The following is a 15801-nucleotide window of genomic DNA, read 5'->3' as shown; positions in this document are numbered from 1 at the left end:
GCATCAATGGGAAGTATCGGCGACTGCTACGACAACTCCATGATCGAGTCGTTTTGGTTCCGCATGCAGTTCGAACTAATTGATCGGCAGAAGTGGAACACCCGCATCGAACCGGCCAACGCAATGTTCGACTACCTCGAGATCTGGCACAACCGCAAACGCCCGCATAGTCAGCTCGGATGGCTCAGCCCAATAGAATTCGAACGCAACCGCATCAGCACAGTGGCATGAGAATCCAAGGAATCCAAAGAATCCGAACCACGTGAAACCCGGGACGCACCAGAGACTCCACCCAACCCAGTGCGATTGATTCGGCGTGTTACACGTCCCTTCAGCGTCGACACAGATCATTGGTAACCTATATGTGCTGCGGGCCAGAGAACGGGTACCGAAGATGAGCCGAGGGAGCACGCCAACCACCTGGACGCGGAGAAATGACTGGCCATATCCACCGAGCCAGCTCGTAATTTGGCCGGTCCACAGAGCACTTTCCGACTGAAGCAGGCCATTGGGGAGCGCGGACGCTCGAATGGTCTGGAAAGCGAAGATGTCACCGCGAGAGTGGAAAGCGCCCCTAGTGCTTTTTGGCTATGCAGACGCGGAAGCCGTGAGTTGTGTGCCTTATATCGGGGTAGTTGCGTGCCCGGTAGTCGATCGAAAGGTGCTTGTTTGACTCTCTCCCACCTTCGAGGGAAGTCACCAGGTAGGATCCCCCTCTCACCATCCGCGGAACATCCGGGGGAAGAGAGACGTCATCGTGGGAACAGCTCTGACCCAGGGGAGCAGGCTCCCCGTCCCAAGCCGCGCCCCAACTCGTTGCTAACCACTGCCATATGCTTCCGACTAGGTCTTCTGCTCCGTATGGACCACTTAACTCAGGAAAAGTGCCTACAACCGGGGGAGCATCCTGCAAAACTCCGATGAGGGGCCATTCGTTGCCAGTCTCCCAAGGAGTGGATCGAAAAGGTGACGGGTTATCACGATCCAGAACTGGCCATTCGACCTCAGATGAGTTCCAAACATCCTCCATCGCGATCGATCTAAATTCAGAGGGCAGTTGAGTCGTCCCCCTCGCCGCAGCTATCCACTCCACTTCACTCGGCAGTCGCACGATCAGCGAGCTATCTCCAAAACGCTCCTCCAATCTGCGTTGAAGCCAAGCGCAATACGCCTCTGCCTCGTAGCATGTGACACCAACTACAGGTTGGGCGGGATGGGTAAAGCGGCTCGCCATAATGGGCAATCGAGCAACGTGCTCTTCGATTACCCATTCCCAACCCCTCTCGGTCCATAGATCCCGCCGGCGGTAGCCATGATCATCGATAAACTCCTGAAATTGCCCGACGGTGACAGGGTACTTTGCAAACCATACGTCTAATCCCACTTTGCTAGGGATCTGCTGATCCGTCTTAAGCCATATTGACCCAGACGGCATGAATGATAACTGCTGTTTGAGCGAGCCCAAGCCAGGTTGGACCGCACTCGAATGCCGCATTAAGAGTCGACGAGCAGCTATCCTGTTGGCTCCATTCGACCCAATCGAGGAAAGATCATTCAACCCGGCTTTTAATGAAGGCCACAAGGCTGATTCGAGCCTCTTGCTTAGCCCGCGACAGACTGCTTGGGAAACCACCAGAATGCGATTCGCCTCGATTTTATCGGCAATCGATTGCTTAACCGCAGCCTCCGCAATATCGGGCCGTAGAAGCAACTCAGACAAAACCCCTAAACACAATGCTATTGTCCGCTCGTCGGCCCAATCGCCGAAAGACGGCGGAGACTGAGAAGTGGCCGCCTCAACGAACTGTACTGCTAAGGATCGTGCGGCTAGATAATCTCTAATTAACCCTGAGGAAAAAGCGTAACGACTAAATGAAAAAGGATATATTACACCAGGAGAAAGTAGCCTGGCTATGTCGAATCCGATCCGAGTAGACAACTGACCCAATGAAGCCGTGTTGAACTCGGTGCCGTCGCCGCCAGATTCTTTAATGGAAAAGGCGAGACTCGATAAGGCGTCGAGCGCCATCGAGACTTTTTCTTGACTAGCGGTTTGGCTCGAAGCTTTACTGGCCCTCGACCATATAATCTCTTCGAGAACCTCGATTTTTGAAAATACCTGGCGCGATGCCCATTCTGAACAAATGGATGTGAGATTGGCAGGTACGCTGCACAAGTCTCTCAAGTCCGGATCGTCGAAGACTGTCCGGAGTAGCGCATCTATCGAAGCACCGCCCCCAAGTTCATTTTCTCTCGTCATCGCGTACCTCACGATGTCCTCATCAGCCAAGGGCGCTAGCTGATAGGATTCGAAATAGTTGGAGCTAAAACTACCGGCGCTTGAAGCGGAGAGCGTGCTCGTTACTACAAGCCGATTTTTTTCGCTAGAATGGCGTCGGGCAAATTTGTTCAGCAAACCCATTATATGGTTGCGTTGAGTTGGGTCGGTCGGGAGGTCGTCTAGGAGAAGAGTCGCCCGCTCTTCCTGCACTGCGCGATACAAGATCGACCGGTTGCTTTCACCTTTCACGTCCGACGGGAAAAATTCAAGTGCTAAATCCTCAATGGAATCATAATCAGCTAAACTTCGCGTAGATTCAAGAGCCCCAAACTCCGCCAGGAATGGGACCGTACCTAGAATTGGATAATCTTCGGAAACCCTGTGAAGTATTCGGGAGAGAACAGTGGATTTACCCATTCCCGCGTCCCCGCGCAAAAGTAGAAAGCGATGACTTAACCACACCTCCCCTAGGTCTCGGCGCGCTAATTCTATTCTACCAATGACAGGCTCAACTCGATATCCACCTGTAATAGTTTGGTCGAATGACCACGCCGCCTTTCGCGCCTGCGCCATACTGACGCAGTCCTCAATGTATACGCGTTCGGCAGCATCTAAGTTGCGCGTCATTCAGGAACGCCACCCTTATACATGACCGCGCGGTAGGCGTCACTGAAATCCACCGGCTTTGGACATGTCTGTAAATACTTTTCCTGCCAGATTAGCACCTTTTCATTTACATCAAGCGCCCCGTTGCCCAGGGAAACGTGATTTATGGCCATCGCAAGCTGGCCAGCCCAGTACAGGCGTCGTGGTGTGGCTGGTTCGATACTCAAATCGAACTGGTCGGCGTATTCTTTTAAATCATCGAGTTCTGGCAGTCCAAACTGTGTGTGCTCCAATAATGATGGCATATCACAAATTCCGCCCGAACGGGTTATCTCAAGAAGGATCTCCTCGTCCATCTTCAGACTGGACCCCAGGAACGGCACCACCACCACGACGAAGTTTCGCGACAAGCGACACATCTCTGAAATGACTTGTTTTCTTCCTTTGCTCTCAATATGCTCCAGAGTGTCAACGCTGATGACAGCATCGTAGCTATTGTCCGGTAGCGGAACATTCTCTCCAGAGCACTGCACATCGATTTCCTCAGGACCGTACCAAGCCGTACTCGAGTTAACTGCAGTGTACTCAGCCGAAATCCCGTACTGGGTAATGATTTCCGCGCGGGACCTATATCCGCCAATATCCGCAATAGAATACACCGGAGCTGAAAGCTTCGATAGCGCCAAGTGGTAGCGGTGTCTTCTTGGTGAAAATACTAGTGGCGCCTCCACTAAAGATCGCCCGCAGACAGCTTAGAATACTCCGCGTAAGATCCCAATATGCGGGCATTGCTCGACAGTTCGTCTAGTGCGGCGACTTCGTGCGCCGGCCACCTCTTAATATTGCCGTCTAAGGTAACAACTTCAATCAACACCGGCGGCTCGCCGCTTGTAAGCACTCGCTTTGTCCACGCGCGTTCATTCGACTGTCCGAAAACCACTAATTCTGGACATAGAAGCCTCCGGCGCATTACCTTGTTCCAGTCCTCGTGATTAGATAGAGGCTCTTTTCTGTAGATTCCATCCTGGAATACCATTCCGGATTCGTTTTGATACGGTAAGTCTTGAGAGTTCTTCTGCGATTTATTAACGGTGCGCAGGCGGCTAACACGCTGAGCTTTTCTTCCTAGCCGCCTCCAAATGGGTCGCAACCGTCTAGAACTCCATGCCACCATTGCTATCGCCACTGGGATTATAGTCGCCCATGCTGCGAGCTCATTCAAACCCATCTGAAATCGTCTTTCGCTTCGTCGTTACCGTGGTGACGACAGTGGATCCCAGATTCGACTCGGAATGTCGAGGTTCGATCTCAATCGCTCTAGCCTCTCCCTGCGGTTCTTATCGGACGCTAATCCGAGGCTGGGTTTCGCCATGAATGACGCCTCCCTCGGGGAATTGGCGAATTGTTGACTATGCAAAGCGATATTCTGCTTTGCTTCTGCTACCGCTTCCACATAGTCGGGAGATTTGTAAATGCCAGTACCGATGACTACCAGATCCGCACCCGCTTCGGCGAAAATGCCGGTCGTTTGGGGTTTCACTCCGCCATCTACTTCGATCGTGGCGTTCTCGTTGGAAGACTGCACAAGTAGTTCGCGCATCTTGCGGATGCGATGGACGGCACTTTCTCCCGCTGGCGCGCCGCCAAAGCCCGCAGGGACAGCGAGTAGTAAAACGTGGTCCACTTGAGAAAGCAAGCTGTTCGGAATTGTTTCCAAAGGAGTTTCGTGCTTGACTGCGATTCCCGCTAATAATCCGCGGCCCTTAATGTAACTTATAATTTGTTCTGGGCTCTTGGCGGCTTCAAAGTGGAACGACACAAGATCCGGTCCAGCATCGCAGTATACCTCAACAAAACTCTCAGGATCATTGATCATAAGATGCACCTCGAGGGGAAGGTCTGTTTCCTGCCGTAGTTGAGCTACGTATTGGGGTCCTAACTCGATCCGAGGTACAAAGTGACCATCCATAACGTCGAAGCTAAAAGCGTCCACGCCTGCGTCTTCGGCTAGCCGGATTTCTTCGGCAAGTCGCAGGTGGTCGGCGTCAAGTATTGAAGCGACTAGTATTGTCATTTGGACTCCTTTATTGGTTAACGTTCTGATAGCTTATCAAGACGTGCCGCGCCACGGGTGGTGTCGGCGCTGGGTTCATCTTACTAGGTGTATAGAGTTTCTCGAGTCCTGCGATTCTGGGGGATGTGCGCATTGTCGGACGGTTCATCGGCGGTGTCCTCTTGTGCGTCTGTGAAGGCACAGGTAAAATACTTGGCTGCCCTGCCATCTACAACGATTGTAGAGCATCTCGCTTGCACTGCGCGGCGCACCGTTCCCTGTCTCGCAAGTGGAGCACTTCCCAGCATCACCTGTCTGTGTTCTTAGTTGCGGAGCTCCGTGGGGTCGCTAAGCCTGTGCGAGGGTCTTATTTGCCGAGGGAGGCCGCCTCGCGGTTGGGAAGATTCTCACGACGTCGGTGCGCCGGCCGATCTCCCGGTTGAGCCGCTCGGTGGGGCTGTTGGACCAGATCTGGCGGCACACGCCGTCGGGGAAGGTACTGAACACGAGCAGATCATCGGGGGCATCGTCGAGGTGGTCGGCGAACTCAGGCAGGCCACTGTCAGTGTACTCCAGGAGTCGGTCGAATTGCTTATGCACCGCGTTGGGGTGGGCTGGTCATACACGCTGTGCAGCGCGGCTTTCACGGCCGATCACATGGAATCGGTGCACACCGCCATGAGGTTCGCGGCGTAGTGGGTGCGGCAGCGCTGCCACGCAGCTCCGGGCAGGTTCGCGGCGATCGCCTCGACGAGCCCGGCCTGGGCGCCGGAGGTCACCAGGCAGACTCCGCCCAAGCCGCGGGCGACCAAGTTGGCAAAGAAGGTGCTTCATGGGGCTTTGGTCTCGCAGGTGGCGACCTGCATGCCGAGGACTTCGCGGTGGCCGTCGCCGTTGACTCCGACGGCCGGCGGGACGGCGGCGACCCGGTTGTTCTCGCTGCCCTTGATCGTTAACGCGCCGGCGGTGACGAAGGTGAATGGTCCGGCCTCGTCCAGGCGGCGGTGGCGGAACGCGGCGACCTGCTCGTCGAGGTGTTCGGCCACGCGAGAGACCTGGGACTTGGACAGCGAGTCGATGGTGAGGGTCTTGACCAGCTTGTCCATCCGGCGGGTGGACACGCCAGCGAGGTAGCAGTCGGCCACGACCGTTATCAGGGCGGACTCGGCCCGCTTGCGGCGCTCGAGCAGCCATTCGGGGAAGTGGCTGCCCGAGCGGAGCTTGGGTATGGCGATCTCGACGGTGCCGACTCGGGAGTCCAGAGAGCGGTGGCGGTATCCGTTGCGCTGGCTGGTGCGGGCGTTCCATTCGGCTCCGCACACGCTGTCGGCATCGGCGGACGGCCGGGCGTTGATCATGTTCTGCAGCAGTTCGCGCATCAGATCCGGTGATGCCTCGGCGAGGGCTTGGCCAAGAAGGCCTGCAAGGTCGACAGTATGGGGTGCGGTCATAGCGATGACTCCTCGAGGATTCTATAACGGTTGACTCGAAGGATCACTCGGTGGCCGATCTGCAGCCGTCGACGGCACGGATGTCGGAGACGATCTCGGCCACCGAGTTACACACGCTATGGGGGCATTGCTCGGCGAGGTCGAAGGTCTCGGGCTCCACGTTGGTTACAGCCTGGCGTGCGTCCAGGACCAAGGAGTGGAAGGCTGAGTCTTTCCAGTTCTCTACCGATCCTGAGCTGGTCAGCAAGACCACCGACATCTGCGGCCTGTATCTGACCCACCGGAGAACGCGATCGTGCGGTGGGTGGACGAAAACCCGGATCCCAGGCAGGGCTTGTCCGAACCGCTTCAGGTTTTCCGCCCCTTCCTTTTCGAGTAGAGGAGGATTGCTGTCTTACGAAGAAGATCGACTCCGCGCTCAAAGAGCGGGCGCTGCGGACGGTGGCCGAGCACCGGGGTAAGTACGCGTCGTTTACGGCCTGCTGTGACCAGGTGGGTGGCCGTCTCCACGCGAACGGGACAGAATGAGCAACTCAGTACGTGCCTTCCCGGTCACCGCACCGCCGGCATCGCCAACCCCGCGGCCACCGCGGCCCCGAACAGCGCGGTGTCCCGCGAGGGGGAGAAGACGACCCGCGGCGCCGGGATCGTGTGCGGCAGCGTGTGCAGCTGCTCGGCGACCGGCCCGTGCAGCGCCTCGCCCAGGCCCACCACGATCCCGCCGGTGAGCAGTACCGTGCGGGGCCGGAACAGCTGGACGGCGTCCACCACGAAGGACCCCACTCGATGGGCGTAGATCTCGGCGGCGCCGTCGCCGTGTTCCCGCTCGAGGTCGTAGAGCCCGTGCCCGCCCAGGCCCCACCACGCCTCGGTGGTACCGCCGTCCACGACCAGGCGCCAGTGACCGAGGTCCCACCCGGTGTGGCCACACGGATGGATGAGCGCACCGTGGCGGTTGAGCGCGCCGAAGGACAGGGTGGTCCCCAGCGAGATGGCGATGCCGCCGAACTCGACGTCGGGCAGTTGCGTCAGGGCCAGGGCATGGGCATCGCCGTGGCCGATCACGGACACCGGGGCGTCCAGGAGTGAGACCAGCTGGGAGCGCATCGGTCCCTCAGCCCAGGCGGCGGCGCGGGAGGCCTCGATGACCCCGCGGTCGGCGTCGACGTGGCCACTGACCGAGACGCCGACGCCGCTGGGGGAGGGATCGACGGCGCGGATGACGCCGGCCAGGTCCTCGGCGGTGGCCACCTCGGCCCCGTGCACCCCCACCACACGGCCGTCGACCACGGCACCGATCCGCGTCCCGCTGCCGCCGATGTCGACGACCACGCCGTTCCTCATCAGATCGCCTCCTGTTCCACTCCGACCATTGTCACCAATAGTTCGTAGCGGGCGGGCTATTGGGTGTGCTGGGGTGCTACCCGGTATCGATGTTCCGGATCGGATCGCTCGCCTGGCCCACGGTGCTGCAGTAGAGCTTGGCCGACTCCTGGTTCAAGGTGACCTCCATGCCGGCGGGATCGGACTGCCCCTTCTCGTCGAGGAAGGTGGTGATCACCTCGCGCTGGTCCTCCGGCGGCATCTCCATGTAGTCGCCGCAGGTGGTGTCGCCGCCCTGGTTGGGGTCCATGGCGTTGCAGCCGGTCAGGGACGCCAGGACGAGGACGGCGGTGGCGACCGGGGCGGCCAGCATCGCGGGTCGGGTGCGGGTGGGCATGGGAGACCTCCGGGGGGTGACGGCGACGAGGCGGGTGGACGATGAAAGTGTTCAGACGCTGAGCTGAGGGTAAGCCCGCGACGTGACGTACATCACCATTCGACCGGGATTCGGCGGAGCGCATCGGGAGTTCTAGTAGATATGACAACATCTTTTGAGGTCCCGACCGCCCTGACCCTGGACTCCGCTGCGCAGGACCTGCTCTTCCGGGAGGCCCGTTCCGCCAACGCGTTCACCGACGAGCCCGTCACCGACGAGCAGCTCCGCGCGATCTATGCCCTGGTCAAGTGGGCCCCGACGTCGATGAACAACCAGCCGCTGAGGATCGTCGTGGTGCGGTCCGAGGAGGCCAAGGCCCGACTGTTGCCGCACCTGGCCGAGGGCAACCGGGCCAAGACCGCCGCCGCGCCGGCCGTCGCGCTGCTCGCCGCCGATGTGGACTTCCACGACGAACTACCCCGGCTCTTCCCCCACTTCCCCGGCGCCCGCGACCTGTTCGCTGACGAGGCCGCGCGGGCCGGTGTGGCCGAGCTCAACGCGAGCCTGCAGGTCGGCTACACCATCCTGGGCATCCGCGCAGCGGGTCTCGCCGCCGGCCCGATGACCGGGTTCGACGCCGAGGGGATCGCCGCGGAGTTCTTCCCCGACGGGCGCCACCGCGTCCTCGTGGCGGTCAACATCGGCACGCCGGCGGAGAACGCCTGGTTCGACCGGCTGCCGCGACTCGACTACGACGAGGTCGTCACGACCCTCTGAGGGGGTCGTCACCCGCAGCTGGAGCGTGCCGGGCAGCCCGCGCGTCACAGGCAGCCGACGAGTCGTAGCGCGAACTGGTCGCCGTAGCCCAGGATCGTCGGAGGGTGCGGGCCCGGTCGTTCCGCCATGACCTCGGGCCCGTGCGCCACGGCGTGGTCGACGCCCACGGCGTGCATGAGTTCGTGAAGCGTCAGGCTGCGGGTCCAGGCGTCCCCGGGGACGGGGCTGATCTGATCCGGCCGCAGGGTCACCGAGCCCCGGAGGACCAACCCTCGCGGCCACACCGTGACGCCGCCCAGCCCCGCGATCTCGGGGTCGGTGTGGAACATGGGGTGGTCGCCGTACGTCACGGAGATGGCGCCGTCGCCTTCGCGCTCTCCCTCGGCACCGGGCCCCGCATACCTGAGGGGGAGGCCGCTGGCGAAGGCGAGGGTCTCGACCGCCCACGCGAGGTCGGACTCGCTGCCCGGGGGCGCGTCGTAGGAGCGCACGGGGATCTCGTGTTCGCACGGCCAATGGGCGAGGTACCCGTCCTCGGTGGCCTCGACCGCGTAGTCGACCCCCGCGATCAGCCCGGCAGGGGGCTGGATGTCAGCGGCGCGGCGAGGCGACCACTCGCCCCGGAGCGGGACGGCCGTCCCCGGGACCGTGGAGTTGGCGGCATCCGCGTGGGCCGGCCTGAACAGGCCGCCGTCCCCGCCTGACACGCGGGCTGCGCCCTCGCCGAAGGAGGCGACGGTGCCGCGGTGCTCTTCGGGGACCATCGCCAGGAGTGCCGGCGAGGATCCGACGACCGCCAGCGCCAGGACGAGCGGTACGACGATCGCCAGCAAGTAGGCGGAGAAGCTGACGGCGGGATGAACGGATCGCTGTCTGTTCACGGCGCGGGGTGGGGTGAGGGGGTCAACGGGGGCCTGTCCTGGGTCGATGCGAGGGAGGGGCCTCGCGGTACCGCTAAGAATCTACTCACGTGGTGGCGGCGTTCACACCGGATTCCCTGACTTGAGCGGAATAGACTCAACTGTTCGGCAGTTGTACGGACTGTCCGGTCCTGATGTGGGCCGGTCTTGATTCCAGTACGCTCAACAATACGTCGAAGAAAGGACCGGTCGATGAGCCAGTTCAACCCCACGACCAAGACCCAGGCGGCTCTGTCGGCCGCAGTCCAAGCCGCCTCCGCGGCGGGCAACCCGGATGTGCGTCCGGGCCACCTGCTCGTGGCCCTGCTCGAACAACAGGACGGGATCGCGGGTCCCCTCCTCCAGGCCTGCGGGGTGGACCCGCAGCTCGCCCTGACCCAGGCGAAGGGCCTCGTCGGCGGCTACCCCAAGGCGTCCGGCTCGGGGCTCGCCGCCCCCAACTTCAACCGGGACGCCCTCGCCGTCATCAACTACTCCCAGACCCTCGCGGCGGAGATGGGCGATGACTACGTCTCCACCGAACACGTCCTCGTCGGGATCGCGGCCGGTCACACCGGTGGCGATGCGGCCAAGCTCCTCACGGAGCTCGGTGCCACCGAGGACGCCCTCAAGGCGGCGTTCACGGCGGTCCGCGGGAACACGCGCGTGACCACGGAGAACCCCGAGGACCAGTATCAGGCTCTCGAGAAGTACGCCACGGACCTCACCGCCCGTGCCCGCGAGGGCAAGATCGACCCGGTGATCGGGCGTGACTCCGAGATCCGGCGCGTCGTCCAGGTCCTCTCCCGCCGCACGAAGAACAACCCGGTGCTCATCGGCGAGCCCGGGGTCGGCAAGACCGCCATCGTCGAGGGGCTGGCCCGTCGCATCGTCGCGGGTGACGTCCCGGAGTCCCTCAAGGGCAAGACCCTGCTCTCGCTGGACCTGGGGTCGATGGTCGCCGGCGCGAAGTACCGCGGCGAGTTCGAGGAGCGCCTCAAGGCGGTGCTCGACGAGATCACGGCGGCGGAGGGGCAGATCATCACGTTCATCGACGAGATCCACACGATCGTCGGCGCGGGAGCGACCGGCGAGGGCTCGATGGACGCCGGCAACATGATCAAGCCGATGCTCGCCCGTGGTGAGCTGCGACTGGTCGGCGCCACGACCCTCGACGAGTACCGCAAGTACATCGAGAAGGACGCGGCCCTTGAGCGCCGCTTCCAGCAGGTGTACGTGGGAGAGCCGAGCGTCGAGGACACCGTGGGGATCCTCCGCGGCCTCAAGGAGCGGTACGAGGTGCACCACGGTGTGCGCATCACCGACTCCGCCCTGGTCTCCGCCGCCGCGCTCTCGGATCGCTACATCACCCAGCGGTTCCTGCCGGACAAGGCGATCGACCTCGTCGACGAGGCCGCCAGCCGCCTCAAGATGGAGATCGACTCGCGGCCCGAGGAGATCGACGCCGCCGAGCGGATCGTCCGTCGACTCGAGATCGAGGAGGTGGCGCTGCAGAAGGAGACCGACGCGGCGTCCAAGGATCGACTGGTGGCCCTGCAGGCCGAGTTGGCCGACGCCAAGGAGAAGCTCGCCGAGCTCACCGCCCGCTGGCAGAACGAGAAGACCGCCATCGAGGGCGTGCAGAAGATCAAGGAGGAACTGGACGCCCTGCGCACCGAGTCCGAGAAGGCCGAGCGTGACGGCGACTACGCGCGGGTGGCCGAGATCCGCTACGGGCGTCTGCCGGAGCTGGAGAAGCAGCTCGCGGATGCCGAGGAGTCCGAGGCCGCGGCGGGCGCGATGCTCAAGGAGGAGGTCGGCCCGGAGGACGTCGCCGAGGTCGTCTCCGCGTGGACCGGAATCCCCGTGGGGAAGATGCTCGAGGGTGAGACCGAGAAGCTCCTGCGCATGGAGGATGAACTCGGTCGCCGGGTCGTGGGTCAGAGAGAGGCCGTCCAGGCCGTCTCCGACGCGGTCCGCCGCGCGCGCGCCGGGGTCGCCGATCCCAACCGCCCCACCGGGTCGTTCCTGTTCCTCGGCCCGACGGGCGTGGGCAAGACCGAGCTGGCTAAAGCGCTCGCGCAGTTCCTGTTCGACGACGAGCGGGCCATGGTCCGGATCGACATGAGCGAGTACTCCGAGAAGCACAGCGTCTCGCGGCTCGTGGGTGCCCCTCCGGGTTACGTCGGCTACGAGTCCGGCGGTCAGCTCACCGAGGCGGTGCGACGCAGGCCGTACACGATCGTCCTGCTCGACGAGGTCGAGAAGGCGCACCCGGACGTCTTCGACATCCTCCTGCAGGTGCTCGACGACGGTCGCCTCACCGACGGGCAGGGGCGCACGGTCGACTTCCGCAACACCATCCTGGTGCTCACGTCCAACCTGGGCGCGGGCGGGACGCGGGAGCAGATGATGGACGCGGTCAAGCGCGCGTTCAAGCCGGAGTTCATCAACCGGCTCGACGACGTCGTGGTCTTCGACGCACTCAGCGAGGAGCAGCTGGAGTCGATCGTCGACATCCAGATCGACGAGCTCGCGCGACGCCTCAAGGGTCGCCGCCTCACGCTCGAGGTGGACGACGCCGCAAAGGGCTGGCTCGCCCGGCGCGGTTACGACCCGGCTTACGGCGCCCGCCCGCTGCGCAGGCTGGTGCAGCAGGCGATTGGTGACAAGCTCGCCCGGTCCCTGCTGGGCGGCGACGTCCGTGACGGTGACACGGTCACCGTGTCACTGGCGGAGGACGGGGAGTCGCTCAGCCTCGACTGACCGGCGTCTGACGAGTCCGGTGCCTGACGGGCCCGACCACCGTGAATGGTGGTCGGGCCCGTCTCTCGTCATGTCGGGGATACGGACGGCCCCTCGACGTCTCTGTGATGAATATCACACAGACGATTCTCGAGGTGGGCGGCTGCGGTCGGGGCGTCCCCCCCCCGGGGGGCGTTCGGACTTGGTCGAGGCCCGTGATCGTGCCCCGGGGACGGGCCTCCGGGGCGGGTGCCAGAGGTGTGCGCACCTGCCGCGGACCGGGGCGGCGGAGGTGGGCCGGGCGCATCGCCGCTGGTAGGAAATTTACCGATTTATCGATTCGTCCGGACTCTTGCCCCGCACCACTTATTCGAACATTCCAGGGCCTTTCCGGTCCGGGAAAGAGAAGGGATCTCTGGGAAACAGACTCTGCTCGAATCCGGGATTTTTTTGGGACTTTACCGGCGAAAATGCTGCTTGACCTGCGTTGAAAGGTGTGGTCCTCTTGTGGTCGACGGGCGCCCGGCCCGCCGACCCGAAGCCACAGGAGCCCTCGTGAACAACGACCACCATTCGAACATCGCGCCCTTCCTCCACACCCGCACCGAATCCGTCTCGGTGATCGTGGACGGATGGAATGTCCTACTCGGAGCCGCGGACGGCTTCGGCTACTCGCGACGCCCCCTCTCGACATTCACACTCGACATGCCCCGCCTCGCGGACGGCGTTGTCGCCCGGCGCCGACGGCCGGGCGGGGCGGTGCGGATCGGGATCATCCTGGGTAGGCACGAGAGAGCCGCCAACCCGGCGGCCCGCGCCGCCCAGGACGCCGCCGCGCGACAGTGGGCCCGCGACCCCCGGGTCACCCTGATCGACCCCGGGATGGTCTCGGTCAGGGCCGCGGCCGAGGAGGCCCGCGCGGGAGACCGGACGCCGCACGACACCGTGGTTCCGATCCGTCGACATCGCGAGGAGAACGGGGACGCGGCGGTCCAGGAGTTGCTGACGCAGTGGACGGATGACGGCCTCACCGACGCGGCGATCCTCGTCAGTGCGGACGCGGACCACGCCGACTGCGTCGCCGACATTCGCAGGAGGCGACGGACCCACGTGGAGGTCGCCCGCTGGGAGTGGCAGGCCTCGAGGCTCTGGCAACCCGGCCTCTGGGTGCACCACCTGGCTCCCGACCTCCTCGACTCCGTCACCACAGACCGCGACCCCCGAAAGGTGGCCTGAGATGACCGACCCCGACCCGACCGACCCCGACCCGACCGACCCCGACCCGACCGACCCCACCCCGCCCGCCCCGCCGCCCACGGTCGGGGGCCCGACCGACGGTGACCTGACGGGAGGGTCCCCGGTCCTGTACACGACTGCCCACCTGTGCAAGGAGCATGACCGGGGCATGGACTACACGCTCGACGTGGTGGAGTACCTCACCGTGGACCTGGCCACCTGGCTCACGGACATCGCCCCGGACGGTTCCGGCCGCGGTCAGGAGGCCTCTGAGCGGGCCCGCCACCTGGGCAGGATGGTGGACCAGCTCTGCACCATGAGCACGCTGGTCGAGCTGTCCTTGCGCCAGCGCCGCGAGCTGGGTGACCCCACCACCGCCTGGGTCCTACTCGAACAGGCCCGCCAGCAGCTCGGCTGGGCGGCCAGTACCGCCGGGGCTCTCGCCCGGTCGATCGCCCGGGCGGAGGGGGACGTCGCCCGCGGCCCGGCCGATGCCGACGCCGGCCTGCCCGACGACGCGCTGCCCGACGACGAGACGACGATGATCGACGACGTCCTCGAGTTCTTCCTCGAGCGGGACCTGGCCCCGCGGCCCGACCACGCGAGGGAGGTGGTGGACATGGGAGACGGCGTCGGGGTGATCCCCGACCCGCGGCCCCTGACCCCGCTCGAGCTGGTCCCTCTTCAGCTGCTCTCGGCGACCGCCATGCAGTGCGGATCGGTGATCGACGACCCGGCCCCCCGGACACTCGTGGACCGGATGGCCTACGGGACCTACGTGGCCAGGCTGCTCGACGAGGCCTCGGAACTCCTCCGCGAGTACGGCCCCGCGGCCGGCCAGCGCGAGCTGGAGCGTCTCGCCGACACGGCACAGGAGGCCGCAGACATCATGTGGCAGCTGACGCCGGGGCCGCTGGAGGTCTTCGCCCCGCGCAGCGACGGGCCTGCGGCCGCCTGAACCGCGGTTCCCTGTGGCGGCGGGGCCGCGCCGGGGCGCGCCGCCCACCGCCGGGTGTTCACGTGAGACCGCTCACGGCGGGTCGATCGGGACCCGCCACCTCGTCGTCGTAAGGACTACCCTGGGCACGTGACCAGTGAACCCGCCCCCGCCACCGATACCCAGGTCAGCCCCCTCCTCGTCACGGCGCGTGAGCTGATCGAGGACGTCGTCACGCTGCCTCCCCCGGTGATCCTCGATGTGCGCTGGCAGCTCGGGGACGCGAACGGCCGGGAGCACTACTGGTCGGGCCACATCCCCGGCGCGCAGTACCTGGACCTGCCCGGCGACCTCGCGGGGCAGCGCAACGTCCGCGAGGGGCGTCATCCGCTCCCGTCGCCCGAGGACTTCGAGGACGCGATGCGCCGCGTCGGTATCGACGACGACAGTCGCGTGGTGATCTACGACGACCTCGGCAACACCTCGGCCGCCCGCGCCTGGTGGCTCATGCGGTGGGCCGGCAAGAAGGACGTGCACCTGCTCGACGGCGGTCTCAAGGCGTGGATCGCGGAGGGGGAGGACCTCGCCGTGGGGCCCGGGAACCCGGTCTCGCGCGGCGACTTCACCTTCGATCTGGACCACATGCTCACCGTCGGTATCGACGACACCGGGACGTGGCCCGAGCGGGGCGTGCTCATCGACGCCCGCACCCCGGAGCGCTACGAGGGCCGCACCGAGCCGATGGACTCGCGCGCCGGACACATCCCGGGCGCGGTGAACATGCCCACCGGGGACTTCCTCGACGAGCGCGGCCGCTTCCTGCCGGCCGACCAGATCCGCCGCATGTTCGCCGAGGTGGGCGTGACCAGTGGGTCCGACGCGGTCGTGTACTGCGGTTCGGGCATCCACGCCTGCCACGCGTTGGCGGCGATGGAGGTCGCCGGGATCGAGGCGGGTCGGTTGTTCCCGGGCTCGTGGTCAGCGTGGTCGGCGGACCGGAAGCGGCCGGTCTCGATCGGCGAGCAGCCCCGCTGACCGCCCTCGGCGCCTCGCCCACGCCCGTCTCCTCATCCGGCCGCGCCCCCACGCGCCGCTGCGCCTGGCCGGGCACACCGCC

At 64.0% G+C, this 15801-nt stretch carries 13 protein-coding genes and 1 pseudogene; 6 read left to right on the top strand and 8 right to left on the bottom strand.

Annotation, left to right across the window (positions count from 1 at the left end):
- Window positions 1-6: 6 nt before the first annotated feature.
- Window positions 7-231: an integrase core domain-containing protein gene (locus OVA21_RS13665; RefSeq protein ID WP_268092619.1), complete on the top strand. Its 225-nt coding sequence runs from the start codon at window positions 7-9 to the stop codon at window positions 229-231.
- A gap of 343 nt (window positions 232-574) precedes the next feature.
- Here the strand turns inward: OVA21_RS13665 and OVA21_RS13660 are convergent, their stop codons facing one another.
- The 7 genes and pseudogenes from OVA21_RS13660 to OVA21_RS13630 form a co-directional block, all read right to left on the bottom strand.
- Window positions 575-2854 carry an SUMF1/EgtB/PvdO family nonheme iron enzyme gene (locus OVA21_RS13660; protein WP_268093158.1) on the bottom strand — a complete coding sequence of 760 codons (2280 nt, stop codon included), beginning with the start codon at window positions 2852-2854 and terminating at the stop codon, window positions 575-577.
- Window positions 2855-2904: 50 nt separating this feature from the next.
- On the bottom strand, window positions 2905-3573 hold the full coding sequence (locus OVA21_RS13655) for a class I SAM-dependent methyltransferase (protein ID WP_268092618.1): 669 nt from the start codon (window positions 3571-3573) through the stop codon (window positions 2905-2907).
- 566 nt (window positions 3574-4139) lie between these two features.
- On the bottom strand, window positions 4140-4961 hold the full coding sequence (locus OVA21_RS13650; protein WP_268092617.1) for a ribulose-phosphate 3-epimerase: 822 nt from the start codon (window positions 4959-4961) through the stop codon (window positions 4140-4142).
- Between the two features lie 375 nt (window positions 4962-5336).
- A pseudogene (locus tag OVA21_RS13645) lies at window positions 5337-6391 on the bottom strand (IS256 family transposase); the annotation flags it as partial.
- 43 nt (window positions 6392-6434) lie between these two features.
- The gene (locus tag OVA21_RS13640) at window positions 6435-6584 is read right to left on the bottom strand and encodes a hypothetical protein (RefSeq protein WP_268092616.1); all 150 of its coding nucleotides are present in this window, start codon (window positions 6582-6584) and stop codon (window positions 6435-6437) included.
- A gap of 359 nt (window positions 6585-6943) precedes the next feature.
- Window positions 6944-7735 (bottom strand): ROK family protein, encoded by a 792-nt coding sequence (locus OVA21_RS13635; RefSeq protein ID WP_268092615.1) that lies wholly within the window; start codon window positions 7733-7735, stop codon window positions 6944-6946.
- A gap of 76 nt (window positions 7736-7811) precedes the next feature.
- Window positions 7812-8111: a hypothetical protein gene (locus OVA21_RS13630; protein WP_268092614.1), complete on the bottom strand. Its 300-nt coding sequence runs from the start codon at window positions 8109-8111 to the stop codon at window positions 7812-7814.
- Window positions 8112-8252: 141 nt separating this feature from the next.
- On the opposite strand from OVA21_RS13630, the gene OVA21_RS13625 reads away from it, so the two are divergent.
- Window positions 8253-8867, top strand: coding sequence for a malonic semialdehyde reductase (locus OVA21_RS13625; protein ID WP_268092613.1), 615 nt, complete (start codon window positions 8253-8255; stop codon window positions 8865-8867).
- Between the two features lie 44 nt (window positions 8868-8911).
- Here OVA21_RS13625 and OVA21_RS13620 read toward each other — a convergent pair whose 3' ends face one another.
- Window positions 8912-9748, bottom strand: a complete 837-nt coding sequence (locus OVA21_RS13620; RefSeq protein WP_268092612.1) for a hypothetical protein — start codon at window positions 9746-9748, stop codon at window positions 8912-8914.
- A gap of 231 nt (window positions 9749-9979) precedes the next feature.
- Between OVA21_RS13620 and clpB the strand changes: the two genes are divergently transcribed.
- The 4 genes from clpB (at window position 9980) to OVA21_RS13600 (ending at window position 15719) form a co-directional block, all read left to right on the top strand.
- On the top strand, window positions 9980-12532 hold the full coding sequence (clpB, locus tag OVA21_RS13615; protein ID WP_268092611.1) for an ATP-dependent chaperone ClpB: 2553 nt from the start codon (window positions 9980-9982) through the stop codon (window positions 12530-12532).
- A gap of 534 nt (window positions 12533-13066) precedes the next feature.
- Window positions 13067-13747, top strand: a complete 681-nt coding sequence (locus OVA21_RS13610; RefSeq protein WP_268092610.1) for a hypothetical protein — start codon at window positions 13067-13069, stop codon at window positions 13745-13747.
- A gap of 1 nt (window position 13748) precedes the next feature.
- Window positions 13749-14705: a hypothetical protein gene (locus OVA21_RS13605; RefSeq protein WP_268092609.1), complete on the top strand. Its 957-nt coding sequence runs from the start codon at window positions 13749-13751 to the stop codon at window positions 14703-14705.
- Window positions 14706-14834: 129 nt separating this feature from the next.
- The gene (locus OVA21_RS13600; RefSeq protein WP_132062439.1) at window positions 14835-15719 is read left to right on the top strand and encodes a sulfurtransferase; all 885 of its coding nucleotides are present in this window, start codon (window positions 14835-14837) and stop codon (window positions 15717-15719) included.
- Window positions 15720-15801: the final 82 nt, after the last annotated feature.

It is taken from the genome of Dietzia sp. SL131 (assembly GCF_026672565.1).
Classification (GTDB): Bacteria; Actinomycetota; Actinomycetes; order Mycobacteriales; family Mycobacteriaceae; genus Dietzia; species Dietzia kunjamensis.
The sequence above is the reverse complement of the archived record's forward strand: the minus strand, read 5'-3'. Positions and strand labels throughout refer to the sequence as shown.